This is a genomic window from Sulfitobacter marinus (assembly GCF_900116285.1).
In the GTDB taxonomy this organism is placed as follows: Bacteria; Pseudomonadota; Alphaproteobacteria; order Rhodobacterales; family Rhodobacteraceae; genus Sulfitobacter; species Sulfitobacter marinus.
In genome coordinates, this window is record NZ_FPAJ01000001.1 from 863510 (window position 1) to 879167 (window position 15658).

Consider the following 15658-nt stretch of genomic DNA (forward strand, 5'->3'; position numbering starts at 1 on the left):
GCTGATGTGTTTGAGCATCGCCGATGTTGCAAAAATGACCACACTCTGGGTGTTTGCGCAATTATTCGCCTAAATTTGTTGATAGATGGAACCTTTTCAATTCAGCCCTTGGTAAAAGAATCGCCCTATGACATAAATGCGTTGCATCTGGGGATGGTTGAGATCTTGCATGTAACATCATGAAAGATCGGGTTTAGTACGGGACGTAAGACGCATGACTGGTATCAATTCTTCGGGTTTATCCCGCCGTGCCCTATTGGGCGCGTTCGCAGCAACAGCAGTAACAGCCGCCCCCACTTTCGCAAATGCAGCAGGTTTTTTGCGCGGTGCCGGTGATATTCGCCGCATCAAGATGTATTCGGGCCGCACAGGTGAACGCCTCGACATGATCTATTGGATCGAGGGTGACTATATCAAAGACGCCGTGAAGGAAGTGAACCATTTCATGCGCGACTGGCGGACCAATAGTGTCAAATCCATGGATCTGCGCACAATTGATATCATGGCCGCGTCCCATAATCTGCTGGATGTCAGCGAACCTTACATGCTCTTGTCCGGCTACCGCAGCCCGCAAACAAACGCGATGCTCCGGTCGCGCTCGCGCGGTGTTGCAAAAAACTCTCTCCACATGCGGGGTCAGGCAGCAGATTTGCGTTTGGCGTCACGTTCCGTCAACCAAATGGCCAAGGCGGCAATCGCATGTCATGGCGGCGGGGTTGGCAAATATTCTGGTTCCAATTTCGTGCATATGGATTGCGGTGTGGTCCGCAGCTGGGGCGGCTAAGCCCCCCTTGCCGATCTCAATACGAGAACAAAGCGCCGAAAGGCGCTTTTCTTTTGCTGCATACTGAAAATCAGTCCACGCTTGGCGGAAACCACGCCAGCGTTATCATCGCCAACGCGACATAACGCGCCGCTTTGCCCACCGTGACAATTGCTACAAACGACCAAAGTGGTTCGCGCAGAACGCCTGCCATAATCGTCAGCGCATCACCCACCACTGGAAACCAACTGACCAGCAGCGACCAGCGCCCATAGCGGTGATACCAGATTTCCGCCCGCGCCAACTGAGCGTCATTGGCCGGAAACCAGCGTTTATGTTTGAACTGCAAAGCAACCCGCCCCAAGACCCAATTCACCACCGACCCCAGAACGTTGCCCGCCGTCGCGACCAAAAGCAAAACCGCCAACACGTGCTGATTGCCCAGCATCAACGCGACCAGCAAGGCCTCGGACTGCATCGGCAGAAAAGTCGCGGCGATGAACGCAGCCGAAAACAGGCCAAAATATCCGATCATCGAAATTTAACTTTGCAGGTTAAAACGGGACCACCCTTTGCAGATAACTGGGTTCAAATTGATGTTCAACGCCGGCTGAACCAGAACAGAAAAACCGTATCTTGGCCAACAAAAGGGGGTAATGGCGGATCGACAGGGATTCGAACCCTGGAGACGGTCTCCCGCCTACACACTTTCCAGGCGTGCGCCTTCGACCACTCGGCCACCGATCCATTAGGGCGGTGTTTAGCGTGAGGTATGGTCTGGGCGCAAGGGGTAAATCACGCCAATTTCAACAACAGCGTTAACCATCCAAATGTACGTAAATACGGCGGTTTCTGCGGCCTTTCTTTTCGATCTTGCCCAGTACAAGCGCGCCGACCTCGCCGCTGCGCGCCACATGGGTGCCACCGCAGGGCTGTAGGTCAATCCAGCTTGTGCCATCGCCGATCTCGACCAGTCGCACCTTGTTTGCACTCTTGGGCGGCTTGACCGCCATCGTCTTGACCAATTCGGGCGCCGAGGCCAGTTCGTCTTGGGTGATCCAATGGGTCGTCACGCGCAAATCGGCTTCGACATAGTCGTTCAACACCGCCTCGATCGCATCGCGATCCTCTGGTGCGTCCGGCATATCAAAATCCAGGCGGCCATGGCGTGCCGAAATCTGCCCGCCAGTGACCCCGAACGGCACGGCCACCGACAACAGATGCAGCATGGTATGCACGCGCATGTGTTTGTGGCGGCGGTCCCAATCAAGCTGCTGCGTGAGATGGGTGCCCACATCGGGCAGATGCGACGGTTCGGCGGGGACAAGGGCAATCGCATCGCCCTGCCCCTTGACCGTGGTCGCAATCGGCAAGCGCTGACCGTCCCACATCAGCCAACCGCTGTCACCGGGCTGACCGCCGCCCGTGGGATAAAAGATCGTCTTGTCCAGCACGATCCCGCCCTCTTCGGTGATCGCCGTCACGCGGCCGGGTGCTTCGCGTTGATAGGCATCATCCAGATACAGCGGCTGCGTCATGTGTCGGTCTTCCCTTTCAGCGACTCGGGGTTACGCAGCCAGATGTCGCGCTGCGCAAAGGGCACTTCGATTTCTTCTTCGGCAAAGCGTTTTGCAATGGCGTGGTTGATATCGCTTTTAACGCTCATCATCCAGTTCACATCACGCAGGAATGCGCGGATTTCAAACTCCAATGCATCAGCGCCAAAATTCATGAACAAGACATTAGGGGCCGGGTTCGCCAATACCATCGGCTGATCTTCGGCAATTTCGCGCAGGATTTTATCGACCCGTTTTGTGTCGGTGCCATAGGCCACACCGACGGAAATGATCACACGGCCCACGGTATTCCCGCGGGTGTAGTTGGTAACGGTACCGCTTACCAAATCGGCGTTGGGCACAATCACATCGGTGCGGTCAAAAGTCTCAATCCGGGTCGAGCGTACGGAAATATCACGCACATAACCGGTTTTACCGCCGACCTCGATCCAGTCCCCTTCAGAAATGGGACGCTCGATCAGCAAGATGATCCCCGAAACAAAGTTACTAACGATGTTTTGCAGGCCAAAACCGATACCGACAGATAAGGCCCCCGCCACAATCGCAAGCGAGCTAAGGTCAATGCCCGCCCCGGTGATCGCCGCCAGCGCCGCGAGGAAAATACCGACATAGCCCAAGCCTGACAGCAGCGCGTTTTGCCCGCCTATATCAATCTGCGTCTTAGGCAGCACATTTGACCGCAACGCGCCCTGCAAAAGCCGCGTTAACAAAAAACCGACAGCGAATATTACCGCAAAGGTCAGCAGGTTCGTCGGCGAAATACGCGTATCGCCAATCGAAAAACCGTTCGAGAATGTCGCCCATAATTCGCTAAGATCGGTCAGCCGCGCGCCCCAGACCAGCGCCAGAACCGGCGTGGCCAGCGTTAACAGGATCATGCCGAAAAACACCGGCATTAATGCCTCTCGTGCCGCGATCCCCTGCCCCGTAATCGCGCCATATACGTCTGCTGCAAAGCGTTGCAGCGCCATGACCAGCCCTAAAATCACCAGTGTCACCACAAACGGGCGCAAAATCGCATCCGCCAGATCCTGATAGCCAAAGGCAAACAACAGCGGCGCGGAGATGCCAATCGCCATTGCCCCCAGCCCGAAACTGCGCACAACTCGTGCAAGTGTCGAACTGCGCTGTGGGTCATCCGGGTCTTGGGCTTCTTCCTCGGCGTCTTGATAGCCGCGCAGGATTTGGCCAATCCGGAACAGCGCAAAGCTGATCAGCACCGCAAAGGGAAACGCGATCACCGCAGTCGTTGCGGCACCTGGCAGCTCAAACTCGAGGATCTGATTGGTGATAATCGACACAATCATCACCACAGTAATACCATTTACATAAAACCGGGCCCGACGCCGTTGGGTTTGATCCAGCAGCAATAATGCTTCGTCATCGTCGCGCGAAAATACCCGTTCCGACACCCATCGAAAGCCAAAGACCATAACACCCATAAAGGGCAGCAGGCGGATCACCTCGGTGCCGCGCACCCCAAGATAGCCGCTTTGACGGGCCGCCGTGGCCAACAGGAACAATCCGCATAAAGGCAGAATAATACGCAGCAATGAGACGACAAAGCGCCAGATCCCAATGCCCCGCGCCTGATGTCTGCGCAGCCCCGACACCATCATCATCGCCCAAGGACGGCCCCGCAAAAGCAGCAAAAGCCCCACAACCGTTGCAAAAAACACCAAGGGCAGGTTTTCACGCAGCGCCGCGAATTTCTGCGCGCTGCTAAGCGAACCGCGGTCAATCAACATCGCGCCAAAGGCATCCGTCAGGTCACGCAGCGCCGGTACCCAATGTTCGGGGTTCAGCGGGCTGGGCGTCGTGGTCAGCAATTTTTCCGCCTGCCGCGTCCGCAATATCTGGTCAATCTGGCGCACCAGCCCGTCAGCGCGTAAATATTCGCGTTCGGCTATTTGGACAGGGGCCAACAGCGCGTTCAGCTGCTGGTTCAGATCGGCACGAGTCTGCGCCAAGGCCGAGGCCTCGGGTTCGGCATTTTCCCCTTCGGGCGGATCGCCAAGTGCTGCAATCTGTTCGCGCAGCGTGGCAATGCGCGCGGCGTTGGCATTGCGTTCGCTATCAAAAACCGCACGGAAATCGACAACCCGCGCCCGCAATGTTTCCAAAACAGTGTCACTGGTTGTCGCGTCCTGCACGACTGTCTCGGCACGGGTGGCGACATTATTCCAGCGGTCAGCAGGCTGCGCTGGCTCCTCTTGGGCGAACGCCGCCCCGACCATCAGCCAAAACGTCAGGCAAAGCCCGGTAAAGACCATGCGCAAAGGCTGGCTCATTGGTCCTCGAAAACGCCGGGGATGGACTGCGGCGCGCGGTCCAACCATTCAGGAACGGGCAAGCCTTTTTCGCGCAGGAAATCAGGGTTGAACAGTTTGGACTGATACCGTGTCCCAAAGTCGCACAGGATCGTCACAATAGTGTGGCCCGGCCCCATCTCGCGTGCCATCCGGATCGCACCGGCAACATTCACACCCGACGACGCCCCAAGGCACAGGCCCTCGTGCTGCAACAGGTCAAACACGATCGGCAGCGCCTCGCTGTCGTGGATATTATAGCTGTAATCGGGGGTAAAACCTTCGAGGTTCTTGGTGATGCGGACCTGACCGATGCCTTCGGCGATGGACCCGCCTTCGGCCACCAGTTCGCCTGTGGTGTAATAGCTGTGCAGCGCTGCGCCGTCAGGGTCGGCCAATGCGATTTTCACGCCTTTTGGCTGCAACGCCATGCCGATGCCCGCCAACGTACCGCCCGATCCCACAGCACAGCAAAATCCGTCCACCTTGCCGCCGGTTTGGTCCCAAATCTCAGGCCCCGTCGTTTCGATATGCGCCTGACGGTTGGCCACATTGTCAAACTGGTTGGCCCAAATCACCCCATGGTTGCTTGAACGGGCCAGTTCGGCCGCAAGCCGTTCGGAATAGCGGACAAAGTTGTTGGGGTTGCGGTAAGGCGCGGCTGGCACCTGTACAAGCTCCGCGCCTGCCAGACGCAACATGTCTTTCTTTTCCTGGCTTTGGGTTTCGGGGATAACGATCACCGTTTTGAACCCCATAGAGGCACCGACCAGCGCAAGACCGATGCCGGTATTGCCCGCGGTCCCTTCAACAATTGTGCCGCCGGGTTGCAGCGTGCCTTTTTCAATGGCATCGCGAATGATGAACAACGCCGCACGGTCCTTGACCGATTGGCCCGGGTTCATGAATTCCGCCTTGCCATAGATGTCACACCCGGTTTCCTCGCTTGCCTTGCGCAGACGGATAAGAGGGGTGTTGCCAATGGCTTGCGCCAGATCAGATGCGACGTGCATGGGGTGCTCCTAAATCATGTTATATCAGGTGTAGCCTTGGGGGGGACCAACCTCAAGCGGTCGCGATGACGTGCAAGCCAATATGCTGCGGTCACCAGCGGTGCGTTGGCGGCTTGCTGTGCGTCCGCCATCGCCATCAAAGCGTCAAAAGACATCAAATGCGACCGGATATCTTCATTTTCGCTGTCCAAACCGGCCACACCGGTCGCTTTATCCGGCAGATCGGCAAGCGCCACGTAGATATAGAAAAATTCCGTGGTGCATCCCGGTGACGCATATACTTCGGCTACCGGTTCGAGAGATTGCAACACGATCCCCGCCTCTTCGGCGGCTTCGCGGTGAGCGGCCTGCTGCGGGGTCTCGCCCGGGTCGACCCTGCCTGCGATGGGTTCAAACTGCCAAACCGACCGATCCCCCCGCGCGATAGGCCCCATGCGCACCTGTTCCACCACCATGACACGGTCGCGTACAGGGTCATAAGGCAACACCAGCGCCGCATCTGACACCACAAAAACGGCACGGTCGACCGGCTGTGACATGGTGCCGTCAAAACGTTCATGGCGCAGCTTGTATTCGTTCAGCGCGAAATAGTTGGTATACGCGCGGTCAATCTTTTGAACATCGATTGCGCCATGCAATGTCCCTGCGCCGTGTTTCGAATGGGCGGCGTTTACCATCGCCGCAGCCCGTGTGCGGATCATCGGGAACATCTTGGCCACCTGTGCCGCGGTGTATTTGCCAAAGTAATCCATAACCTCGTCCGCCGCGAAACAGCTTAGGGCGGCCCAGTCGTTCTCCCATGCACGCAAATCCCACGCATCCGTTGTGGTCCAAGCCCCCGGCGCGGGGAAATACACCTGCGCCGTTTGCCCGCCCGCCAGCACCACATCGTGCAAGTCATAATCAAAGCTGCCTTCGTAGAAATTCAACCGCGCGATATCGGTATCGGTTAACCCTTCGACCAGCAGCCCATCGGTAACGGCACCAGCACGCTCTACCACGCAGGGAAATGGCCCTTCGGCAACGGCAAGGGCGGCGTGATCGTGCAATTTTTCTGAGGTGAATTTGATGTCAGCTGCGGCGCGGCCCAGCACGATCTCAAGCAAAGGAACATGCCGAAGCGTGCCGTAAAAGAAAAAGTTTTTCATCAACTTACGACCACTTCCTGTCGGCAAAATTTGTGACAAACCCGCTGACAACACCGCCCACAGCCAACGCCGCAGCAACCGGCAAAATCGCCAGCAACAAGGCATATTCAGCGCCGATCATAACGACCGCAACAATGGCGTCAGAAAGCCCGCGATACTGACCTTTCAAAGACAAATCGATCACCCGGATCACCGCAAGCGCCGTCAGCATCCAAAACGCCAAGGCTACAGCACAAGTTACCCCATTGGCAATCGCATGGCCCACACCGCCACCGGCGCGCGGGGCCATGAAAAACCAGCCAATCACCCCACCAAGAGCGACTGTCAACGGCACCAGATATTTGAAACGGGAAAGCTCGGGTATCAACGATGTGATGATCACCGATAGAACCACGCCCAAGACGGCCAAACACATGGCGGCGGCCAACTTGGCACCTGTAGGCATCGACTGCTCCTTGGATCACACGGGCCCTTTATCCGGGGCGTCTCACCGTGATTTGTGTCACATCGCAATTGCCACTGTCAAAGGTAGAAGCGCAGGAGGTTAGATAGAAATCCCACATCCTTTTGAACCGCTCGTCAAAGCCCATGGCCGCAATATCATCCCACTTTTCGTTAAAGTTTTGATGCCAACGGCGCAGGGTCAGATCATAGCTTTTGCCGAACTCTATCGATTTTTCTACCGCCAGGCCGGCCTTTTCAATCTGTTCACGCAGCACTGTCGGGCTTGGCAGCATGCCACCGGGGAAAATGTATTTCTGAATGAAATCAACCCCTCGTTTATATACCTTCCAACGGCGGTCTTGCACCGTAATGATCTGCAAGGTCGCGAATTTTCCCGGCTTCAGCCGATCCCGTAATGTATTGAAATAAGCGGGCCAGTATTTCTCGCCCACAGCCTCGAACATCTCGATACTCGCGATACCATCATAGACGCCACGTTCATCACGGTAGTCTTGCAACTTGATCTCAACAACATCAGAAATTTCAGCATTTTCAATGCGTTCTTTGGCGTAGTTAAACTGCTCCGTGCTGATGGTCAGGCATGTCACCTTTAGCCCGCGTGATTTGGCAGCATATTCGGCAAATCCGCCCCAACCGCATCCGATCTCAAGCACATGATCGCCGGGCTGCACGCCCATCTGATCCACCATCGACGCATATTTTGCCGTCTGGGCAGATTCCAGTGATTGCTGCGGGCCTTCCTCGAACAAAGCGCTGGAATAGGTCATCGTATCATCCAGCCACAGCTTGTAGAAATCATTACCCAGATCATAGTGATAGCTGATGTTCTTGCGCGCCTGTTTTTTGCTGTTGCTTTGCAGCCAGAACCGCAGGGATTCAAACCTGCGCACCAGCCCCATCGCCGGAAATGAATCGTAGATATCCTCGTTGGCATGGGCGACATCCATGAAGGCTTGCAGATCCGGGGTGCTCCACCACGCGTCCAGATAGGCATCGCTAAAACCCAAATCCCCCTCGCGGATCAGCCGTGCAAACAGATCAGCATTGTGGATCTGAATTTCAGCCACCGGCATCGGGTTTGCCCCTGTAGCCCGGAACCTGCGCCCATCCGGCAGAACAAAATCGATCTGCCCGTGATGCATCTGTTGGGCCGTTGCAAAAACACTTGCGAAATATCGGGGAAGGGATTTTTGCCCTTCTGTACTGGTAAATATCATCTCGGGTCCCTGTACGTGGGGTCATAGCCGCGTTAAGGTTTATACACCAAAAACGCGATTATCACCCATCAAAAATTTCTGTTCTTATAGGCATCCAGCGCCCGCAGACGGCCCGCGTCCAATGCGATAATCCGGTCGGGGTAGTCATCATCGGGCGACATATTCCAATGCTTTGGAATCGCTTCAAAAAACGCCAACGCATCGGGATGCGCTTTGGCGCGCCCTTCGGCGATCCAGCGGCTGGTGTAATCTCGGTTCTTGTCAAATTTATCCAGCTGGGTTGCAGGGTTGAACACCCGGAAATACGGCGTTGCATCCGGCCCGGACCCCGCCGCCCATTGCCACCCCATTGCGTTACTGGCAGGGTCCCAATCGATCAGGCAGTCCTCGAACCACTTCTGGCCGATACGCCAATGACACATAAGATGTTTGGTCAAATAACTCGCCACAATCATGCGCCCGCGGTTGTGCATGCGCCCCGTTACGTACAGCTCTCGCATCGCTGCATCGACAAAGGGCTCGCCCGTCCGGCCCTGTTTCCATGCCTTGACCTCGGCGCACCGCTCGTCCTCGTTCCACGGAAACCCCGCCCATTCCTCGCGCCAGTTCTGATCCAGAAGGCGCGGTGTGTGATGCATCAGGTGATAGGCAAATTCGCGCCAGACCAGTTCCTTGAGGAAAGTTTCTGCCCCTTTTTTACCATCATGCAAGGCGCGCTGCCCCGCATGCCAACATTGATGCGGGCTGATTTCGCCAAGCGATAGGTTTTCCGACAGGTTCGATGTGCCATCCACCCCCGGCAGATCCCGGTTTGCTTTGTACTCGGCCACACCATGCGCCATGAATGCGCCAAGCCGGGATTGAGCTGCTTTTTCACCCAGCTGAACAAAGGGCCGTACCACATCCGCACCGCGCCGCATGGCCGCGCCCAGGTTCCAGTCTGCTAAATCATCGCTATCCGGCCATTGCGCAGGCGTCGTCAACGTCGCGGGCGCGGCAAGCGGCGCATCAACCGCGCGATTTTTCACCGAATTCCAGAACGGCGTGTAGACTTTGTAATACCCGCCGGTCTTAGTCTCGACCGTCCAAGGCTCAAACATCAAATGCCCGCCAAAAGACCGCGCCTCAACGCCTTGGTTTTTCAACGCATCCTTTACCCGGCGGTCCCGCGCCGTGGTTTCCGGATCATACAGCCGCGACCAGTAGACCGACCCGGCACCGGTTTGGGTGATCAACTCTTGCAGCACCTCCAACGCATCACCTTTGCGCAGCACCAGCTGGCTGGATTTATCGCGCAATGCGTCCGCGAAACACCCGATCCCCAGCCCCAACCGCCATTTCGGGGCGGCGGCAAGACCTTCAACGAGATCGTCATGGATGAAAACGGGAATAACCGGCCGGCCGGTTTGCGCCGCCGCGTACAAGGCAGGGTGATCGGTCAACCGCAGGTCACGGCGAAACCACACAAGGATCGGGGACGTATCAGACAATGTTAACCTTCTTCATAGGGTATGAACGAACATAGCCCGTAATGCCGGCTTTCAAGACCAAAAGCCGCCCCGCCTGCGCGATAATCAAACGGGCCGCTGCCTGTCGGCGCGGCCCGGTCGCGCGGCGTTTAGCCGTTGACGTCAACGACGACACGGCCCCGCACCTGTCCATTCAGGATATCCTTGCCGAGCTGTGGTAAATCCTTAAGCGTCGCAGGCACAACCATATCTTCTAGCTTGGCCATCGGCAGGTCTTTGGCGACCCTCTCCCACGCGCGCAAACGGTTGTCATAGGGCTGCATCACGGAATCAATCCCCAACAGGTTCACACCGCGCAACAGGAACGGAATAACCGTCGCAGGCAAGGCCGCGCCACCGGCCAGGCCAACAGCGGCAACAGACGCGCTATATTTCATTTGCCCTAAAACGCGCGCCAACATCGCGCCGCCTACGGCATCAATGCACCCGGCCCAGGTTTCGCCCTCAAGCGGGCGCTTGACCGTCTCGTTGATCTCGTCCCGTGCAACGATCTGACTGGCCCCAAGTGCCTTAAGGTAATCCGACGTCTCGGGCCGTCCCGTCACACCGGCAACCTCGTGACCCAAAGCGGCTAGAATCGCAACGGCAACCGAACCGACACCGCCCGCGGCACCTGTAACCAGCACAGGACCATGGCCGGTTTTCAACCCATGATCCTCCAACGCCATCACTGCAAGCATCGCAGTGAACCCGGCGGTCCCCACGGCCATCGCCTGACGGGTATCAAGGCCCTTGGGCAGCGGCACCAACCAATCGGCCCGCACCCGCGCCTTTTGCGAATACCCGCCCCAATGCGCCTCGCCCACACGCCAGCCGGTCAAAACGACCTTGTCACGGGGCTTATAGCGATCATCATCCGACGCCTCGACCGTGCCTGCAAAATCGATGCCCGGAATATGCGGATAATTCCGCACCAATCCGCCACCCGGCCCGATGCACAAACCATCCTTGTAATTCACAGTCGAATATTCGACCGCGACGGTCACTTCACCGGCAGGCAACTGATCCAGCTCAATCTGCGTCACCGCGGCAGAGGTCTTACCGCTCTCTTCATCCTTGGTCACCATCAACGCATCAAACATATTCTCTCCTATCCAGATGACACTTCGCCACCCTTTTCATTTTGCCAATAAACTCCGGGGAGCCCGAGGGGCTGGCCCCTCGATCCCCAACTCTCATCCAGGCGATTACGCCCAGAATTTCTCGCGGACCACCGCATCGCGCAGCCCTTGGGGCGTGCGTACCTGCACCTCGCATCCGTCGTCCCAATGGGTCATCCGCACCATGCCAATCGCCACATTTGTTTTGAAATCCGGCGAATACGCGGCCGAGGTCACCTGACCGACCTTCTTTCCCTTTACCTCGATGTCCCAAACGCGGTCACAAGGTGGCACGGCCTCGCCCGCAATATCTATCGCGCGGACCTGTTTGGTGGGGCCTTCCTTGGCAACCCGCAACAACGCATCCCGACCAATACAGCCAATCGCCGTTTGGGTGTCACAGAACCGGCCCAAGCCGCATTCATGGGGCGTGTTATCGTCGGTCATATCATTGCCATAACTCAACATACCGCCCTCGACGCGCTCTATCCCGTTGGGGCAGCCTGCGCGCACGTCCAGATCACGGCCCGCCTCCATCAACGCGTTCCACAGCGGCATACCTTTATCTTCGCCATCAACGTAAATCTCGAACCCGCCCTGTTTTGAATAACCAGACCGGGCCACCGCCATGGATCGCCCCTCAAAATCGAACATACCAAAGCGGAAAAACCGGATATCACGCACCGCGTCACCAAAGACGCGCGCCAACAGATCATCCGCCTTGGGGCCTTGGATCGCCAACGGGCTGATATCGGGTTCATCAATCAATACATCCAGCCGGTAGCCATTGGCGATCCCCTTGACCCACAGCATCAAATCACTGTCGGCGATAGAAATCCACCAGCGGTCCTCGGCCAGCTTTACGGCCACCGGATCGTTCAACATCCCCCCGGTTTCATCAACAATGGGCACATAAAAACACCGCCCCGGCAACATCCCGCGCAGATCGCGTGGCGTCAGCATTTGCATCAGCTTTGCCGCATCCGGCCCGCGCAGTTCCACCTGTCGTTCGCAGGATACATCCCAGACTTGCACAGCCTCTTTCAGGTGGTGATAATCCTCTTGCACGCTTTTGAAAACCGTGGGCAAAAGCATGTGGTTATAGACCGTATAGGCCTTGACCCCCGCTGCTTCGACACCTTCGGAAAACATCGTGCGCCTGATCCGGCGCGAGGGGGAAATCAGGGCCATTTATGCGGTCTCCGGCAAAAAGGCGATGTCCGTAACAGGTGCGCTTTGACCCGCCGCCGTCAGCATCGCGTGGATTTGACCCCGGTGATGGGTCTGGTGATTGAACAATTGCAACACGCCCTGCCCTTTTGGCAGGTCATAAGCCGGGCCGCCCCCCGCCGGGACACAATGCAGATCACCCAGCAAATCCACCTCGCGCAAACTGTTTGCCCAATGGCTGATTTTTCCGTCCACCCGCTGCCGATCCGCTGCCCAATCGCGGGCGTCCTTATGCAGCATCAACCATTTATCAAAGCTCTCGATTGGGGACTCCATCGACGGGTCGTACCGCGACAACCACAACATGTCAGCCGCTAGGATATGGTTTGCCGTGCTCAGGATCGAGCCAAAAAACGCCCCGCGATCTTTGGTCAAATCCGCCTGCGACATATCCAGAAAAAGCGGTATCAGTTGATCATTTTGCCAACTGTTATAACGCGCCATCATCCGTGCATAGCCGACGTTGATCATGGGTTCGGGCCCTGCCAATCGATCGGGCAAATCTCGGCTGATTTGCCGCCAAAATCCCAGACCCTGCCATAGTCCCGCACCTTGGATTTCAACCCGCGTGCCGCGATAATATCCGGCCCCATCCAGTATTTCGAATTTGAGATCATCACCGGATGATCCGGCGATTTACCCGCGATCATTTCGATCTCGCCTGCGATCTTGCGGCCAATTTGGATCGACCGTTTATTGCCATCTCGGATGATTTTCACGGGCGCGCGCTCGGCCCCGATGATCTCGGACACCAGCATGGTAAACAGGCCCGTGGTACCGCCCGCCGCACCGGAAAATATCTGCAAAATACCATTATAGGCTTTGCCACTGGCATTTTCATCGACGTAGGCCGCGACTTTCCAGTTGCCCTCGCCCATGCGGCCAGGAATATCAACCAGCAAGCCCACGTTCAGCCCCGACAGGTCTTCACCCTCATAATGGCCCTCGTCGATGGCGATGGCCATCCACGCGTGGCAATGCCCTTCTGTGGGTGGGTGCGCGCCAAGGCTGACAACGCAGGGGCAGAACATCTCGCACGAGCAATTGAGGAATAATTCGCCCTTGATCTGCCAGTTTGTCGGGGTCGCCTCGCGCCGTTTCGGGTTGGGCATGCGCTGATCAATGCGCTGACTGATCGGCAAACGGTCTGCGTCCGCTCTTTTGTTGGTCGCCATCTTATCCTCCTGAATACAAGGGCCAAGCTGCCACGGCGCATGCGCCAAGGATCAGCAGGACACCCAACGGTTTTATCACTTTCAACCCGATCTGGGGCAATTTTTCGAGAACCATGAATACCGTGGCCAGCCCCATCCATGCCAAATTCATCACACCGCCCGCAAAGCCAAGCGCCATGAAACCCCAGCAACAGGCCACGCAAAACGTGCCAAGCCCCAGCCCCATGCGCACACCGCCCGCAAAGCCCGCGCGCCAATGGCCCATGAAATACATCATCGGGGAATGACACACGCCGTGGCAGATTTCCTTGGCGCGGGTGAATTGAAACACCCCCACGGCCAGCAATAATGCGGCGGCAAACCAGCGTGATTTCGCGATGCCCAGCATGTCGATGACCCCACCATACAGCAGCGCCATCTGCACCGCCGCGATGACAAGCGCAAAGCCGACCCACATGATGAAATAGCCCAGCAACACGCCAAACCACCCTGCCCGCGTGCCGTTGGCACTGACCATGAGGTCTTCGTAGCTGCGCAGAGTCGGGATCATCGTAGGCAGCATCATCGCCGCCATCATCGCCGCCCACATCACGGCCAAAGGCCCGAAACTGGCCATGGGCATATACATGTCCATGCGCGGGTCCATGCCGCGCATCATTTGGCCCATGGCGTCGGGACGGCCCAGCAGATCCAGCCCCATGCCAGTGCTCATCACATACATCATGACCCAAGCGGCCAAAATCACGCCGAAAAAGCCAAGCCAAAGAGCGGAACGAATGACGGGTGCCATGTGACGCTATCCTCCCAGACTTGCGCGACTCGGTGCTTGAAAAAATAATGTCAGACATTTAAAGTTTTTCCAAATATTAAATGTAAGACATATGAAATCTAAACTTGTCCCCTCAGCCGACCTATCGGCGCAGATCGCTGCGAATATTCGTGATGCCATCGTAAGTGGTGCATTGATTGTGGACGAGCGCTTGCCCTCGGAGGCGGAGCTATCGCTGAAATTCAACGTATCCCGCGCCACAGTCCGAGAGGCGCTGAAACGGCTGGCAGCGCAATCCCTGATCCGCACACAGCGCGGGGCAACTGGCGGCGCTTTCGTCAATCGTATCAGCTTTGAGGCAGCGCAAGCCCAGCAGATCACCACCTCGACGCTGCTGTTGTCGATGAATGATGTGAGTTTCGAGACCGCCTGCGAAGCGCGATATGCCTTGGAACGCGCCTGCGCGCCGCTATCATCTGAGCGCCGAAAACAGTACCATATCAATGCAATGCGGGATGAAATTAAGGTACAAGGCGAAGCGAATTTGACCGATGAGGAATTTTGCGCCTCTGATGTCGCCTTTCACCGTGCCTTGGTCGATGGCGCGGGCAATCCGGTGCTGTCCTATCAGCTTGCCGGTGCGGTCGAGGCAATGCAGCCGCTGATGAACATGATCACCTTCACCGCCCGATCCCGCGATGCAATCATCGCGCTGCATATCTCAATTGCCGATGCGATCGAGGCTGGCGACGGTGCCGCAGCCAGTGCCGGGCTCACTGCGCTTGAGGCCGAGACCCAAGCCCTTGCCCACCGTATTTTTGCGCAGCGCAGCGGAAATACTGCTCAAGTTTGACCTGCTATCTTTATCGGTTTTCGCGCCGATGACGCCTTGCAAACCCTGCGCAGCTTCCTATGTTATGATTGTCCTTCGGGACTATGGGTATAAACGCGCATGTAATAAGCGGTTCGGACCCGGGGGCGGTACCCGGCGACTCCACCAATAATCCGTCATTTGCGGATCATGGGGTCGAAATAGGATCGACGAACGTCTAAAGATGTAGCCTTATCTCGGCTGACTGCCACCGTTATCGGCGTAAAATGTACAATTGCAAATGACAATCGTGCTCCAATGGCGATGGCCGCGTAAGCGACCGGAACTATTGAAACTTAAGTCCTTACGTTTAGCGACCTAAGGCGGGGTTCGCAGGTACCTGGCAACAGAAACCTGCACTTTACCCCTCCCCCTGATTTGCCCCTTGATCTGGCTTTTTGGTCCATTGCTGCCGTCCCTCCTGATGCTGCTGACTGTCCAAAAGATGCCTTCGGCGAGGATTTTTTCCATTTGGAATAGACGATCCGCGCA

15 protein-coding genes, 1 tRNA gene and 1 other RNA gene are annotated in these 15658 nt (G+C 56.9%); 3 read left to right on the forward strand and 14 right to left on the reverse strand.

Annotated features, from left to right (window positions below; genetic code table 11):
- Positions 1 to 214 precede the first annotated feature (214 nt).
- Positions 215 to 784: a peptidoglycan L,D-endopeptidase MepK gene (gene mepK / locus BM347_RS04245; protein ID WP_093915124.1), complete on the forward strand. Its 570-nt coding sequence runs from the start codon at positions 215 to 217 to the stop codon at positions 782 to 784.
- Positions 785 to 854: 70 nt separating this feature from the next.
- Here the strand turns inward: mepK and BM347_RS04250 are convergent, their stop codons facing one another.
- The 14 genes from BM347_RS04250 to BM347_RS04315 form a co-directional block, all read right to left on the reverse strand.
- Positions 855 to 1298, reverse strand: coding sequence for a YqaA family protein (locus BM347_RS04250; protein WP_093915125.1), 444 nt, complete (start codon positions 1296 to 1298; stop codon positions 855 to 857).
- A 122-nt stretch (positions 1299 to 1420) separates the two neighbouring features.
- A tRNA-Ser gene (locus tag BM347_RS04255) sits at positions 1421 to 1510 on the reverse strand.
- Between the two features lie 71 nt (positions 1511 to 1581).
- Entirely contained in the window at positions 1582 to 2301 is a 720-nt protein-coding gene (locus BM347_RS04260) for an alanyl-tRNA editing protein (RefSeq protein ID WP_093915126.1), read from the reverse strand.
- Positions 2298 to 4631, reverse strand: a complete 2334-nt coding sequence (locus BM347_RS04265) for a DUF3772 domain-containing protein (protein WP_245764179.1) — start codon at positions 4629 to 4631, stop codon at positions 2298 to 2300. The genes BM347_RS04260 and BM347_RS04265 overlap by 4 nt, the downstream gene beginning before the upstream one ends.
- On the reverse strand, positions 4628 to 5662 hold the full coding sequence (locus BM347_RS04270) for a cysteine synthase A (RefSeq protein ID WP_093915127.1): 1035 nt from the start codon (positions 5660 to 5662) through the stop codon (positions 4628 to 4630). The genes BM347_RS04265 and BM347_RS04270 overlap by 4 nt, the downstream gene beginning before the upstream one ends.
- 14 nt (positions 5663 to 5676) lie before the next feature.
- Complete coding sequence (locus tag BM347_RS04275; protein ID WP_093915128.1) at positions 5677 to 6810, reverse strand: NUDIX domain-containing protein; 1134 nt, start codon at positions 6808 to 6810, stop codon at positions 5677 to 5679.
- A 4-nt stretch (positions 6811 to 6814) separates the two neighbouring features.
- Positions 6815 to 7255, reverse strand: coding sequence for a TrgA family protein (locus BM347_RS04280; RefSeq protein WP_093915129.1), 441 nt, complete (start codon positions 7253 to 7255; stop codon positions 6815 to 6817).
- A gap of 28 nt (positions 7256 to 7283) precedes the next feature.
- Positions 7284 to 8492 carry an SAM-dependent methyltransferase gene (locus BM347_RS04285; protein WP_093915130.1) on the reverse strand — a complete coding sequence of 403 codons (1209 nt, stop codon included), beginning with the start codon at positions 8490 to 8492 and terminating at the stop codon, positions 7284 to 7286.
- 68 nt (positions 8493 to 8560) lie between these two features.
- Complete coding sequence (locus BM347_RS04290) at positions 8561 to 9982, reverse strand: cryptochrome/photolyase family protein (RefSeq protein WP_093915131.1); 1422 nt, start codon at positions 9980 to 9982, stop codon at positions 8561 to 8563.
- Positions 9983 to 10110: 128 nt separating this feature from the next.
- Positions 10111 to 11103 (reverse strand): acryloyl-CoA reductase, encoded by a 993-nt coding sequence (gene acuI / locus BM347_RS04295; RefSeq protein WP_093915132.1) that lies wholly within the window; start codon positions 11101 to 11103, stop codon positions 10111 to 10113.
- A 105-nt stretch (positions 11104 to 11208) separates the two neighbouring features.
- On the reverse strand, positions 11209 to 12312 hold the full coding sequence (locus BM347_RS04300; RefSeq protein WP_093915133.1) for a dimethylsulfoniopropionate demethylase: 1104 nt from the start codon (positions 12310 to 12312) through the stop codon (positions 11209 to 11211).
- Positions 12313 to 12822, reverse strand: a complete 510-nt coding sequence (locus BM347_RS04305; RefSeq protein ID WP_093915134.1) for a DinB family protein — start codon at positions 12820 to 12822, stop codon at positions 12313 to 12315.
- On the reverse strand, positions 12819 to 13526 hold the full coding sequence (locus BM347_RS04310) for a DUF1326 domain-containing protein (RefSeq protein ID WP_093915135.1): 708 nt from the start codon (positions 13524 to 13526) through the stop codon (positions 12819 to 12821). The genes BM347_RS04305 and BM347_RS04310 overlap by 4 nt, the downstream gene beginning before the upstream one ends.
- 1 nt (position 13527) lies before the next feature.
- A complete protein-coding gene (locus tag BM347_RS04315) occupies positions 13528 to 14316 on the reverse strand; it encodes a DUF2182 domain-containing protein (RefSeq protein ID WP_093915136.1) in 789 nt (262 codons plus the stop codon).
- 91 nt (positions 14317 to 14407) lie between these two features.
- Between BM347_RS04315 and BM347_RS04320 the strand changes: the two genes are divergently transcribed.
- Complete coding sequence (locus BM347_RS04320; RefSeq protein ID WP_093915137.1) at positions 14408 to 15148, forward strand: FadR/GntR family transcriptional regulator; 741 nt, start codon at positions 14408 to 14410, stop codon at positions 15146 to 15148.
- 32 nt (positions 15149 to 15180) lie between these two features.
- Positions 15181 to 15527: a transfer-messenger RNA gene (gene ssrA / locus BM347_RS04325) on the forward strand.
- The last annotated feature ends 131 nt before the right edge of the window (positions 15528 to 15658 follow it).

Excerpts from the sequence above, each read along its gene's own strand:
- BM347_RS04260 (WP_093915126.1), bottom strand. The coding sequence starts at position 2,301 with ATGACGCAGCCGCTGTATCTGGATGATGCCTATCAACGCGAAGCACCC.
- BM347_RS04305 (WP_093915134.1), bottom strand. The coding sequence starts at position 12,822 with ATGATCAACGTCGGCTATGCACGGATGATGGCGCGTTATAACAGTTGG.
- BM347_RS04250 (WP_093915125.1), bottom strand. The coding sequence starts at position 1,298 with ATGATCGGATATTTTGGCCTGTTTTCGGCTGCGTTCATCGCCGCGACT.
- BM347_RS04285 (WP_093915130.1), bottom strand. The coding sequence starts at position 8,492 with ATGATATTTACCAGTACAGAAGGGCAAAAATCCCTTCCCCGATATTTC.
- BM347_RS04265 (WP_245764179.1), bottom strand. The coding sequence starts at position 4,631 with ATGAGCCAGCCTTTGCGCATGGTCTTTACCGGGCTTTGCCTGACGTTT.
- BM347_RS04320 (WP_093915137.1), top strand. The coding sequence starts at position 14,408 with ATGAAATCTAAACTTGTCCCCTCAGCCGACCTATCGGCGCAGATCGCT.
- BM347_RS04280 (WP_093915129.1), bottom strand. The coding sequence starts at position 7,255 with ATGCCTACAGGTGCCAAGTTGGCCGCCGCCATGTGTTTGGCCGTCTTG.
- mepK (WP_093915124.1), top strand. The coding sequence starts at position 215 with ATGACTGGTATCAATTCTTCGGGTTTATCCCGCCGTGCCCTATTGGGC.
- acuI (WP_093915132.1), bottom strand. The coding sequence starts at position 11,103 with ATGTTTGATGCGTTGATGGTGACCAAGGATGAAGAGAGCGGTAAGACC.
- BM347_RS04275 (WP_093915128.1), bottom strand. The coding sequence starts at position 6,810 with ATGAAAAACTTTTTCTTTTACGGCACGCTTCGGCATGTTCCTTTGCTT.
- BM347_RS04310 (WP_093915135.1), bottom strand. The coding sequence starts at position 13,526 with ATGGCGACCAACAAAAGAGCGGACGCAGACCGTTTGCCGATCAGTCAG.
- BM347_RS04300 (WP_093915133.1), bottom strand. The coding sequence starts at position 12,312 with ATGGCCCTGATTTCCCCCTCGCGCCGGATCAGGCGCACGATGTTTTCC.
- BM347_RS04270 (WP_093915127.1), bottom strand. The coding sequence starts at position 5,662 with ATGCACGTCGCATCTGATCTGGCGCAAGCCATTGGCAACACCCCTCTT.
- BM347_RS04315 (WP_093915136.1), bottom strand. The coding sequence starts at position 14,316 with ATGGCACCCGTCATTCGTTCCGCTCTTTGGCTTGGCTTTTTCGGCGTG.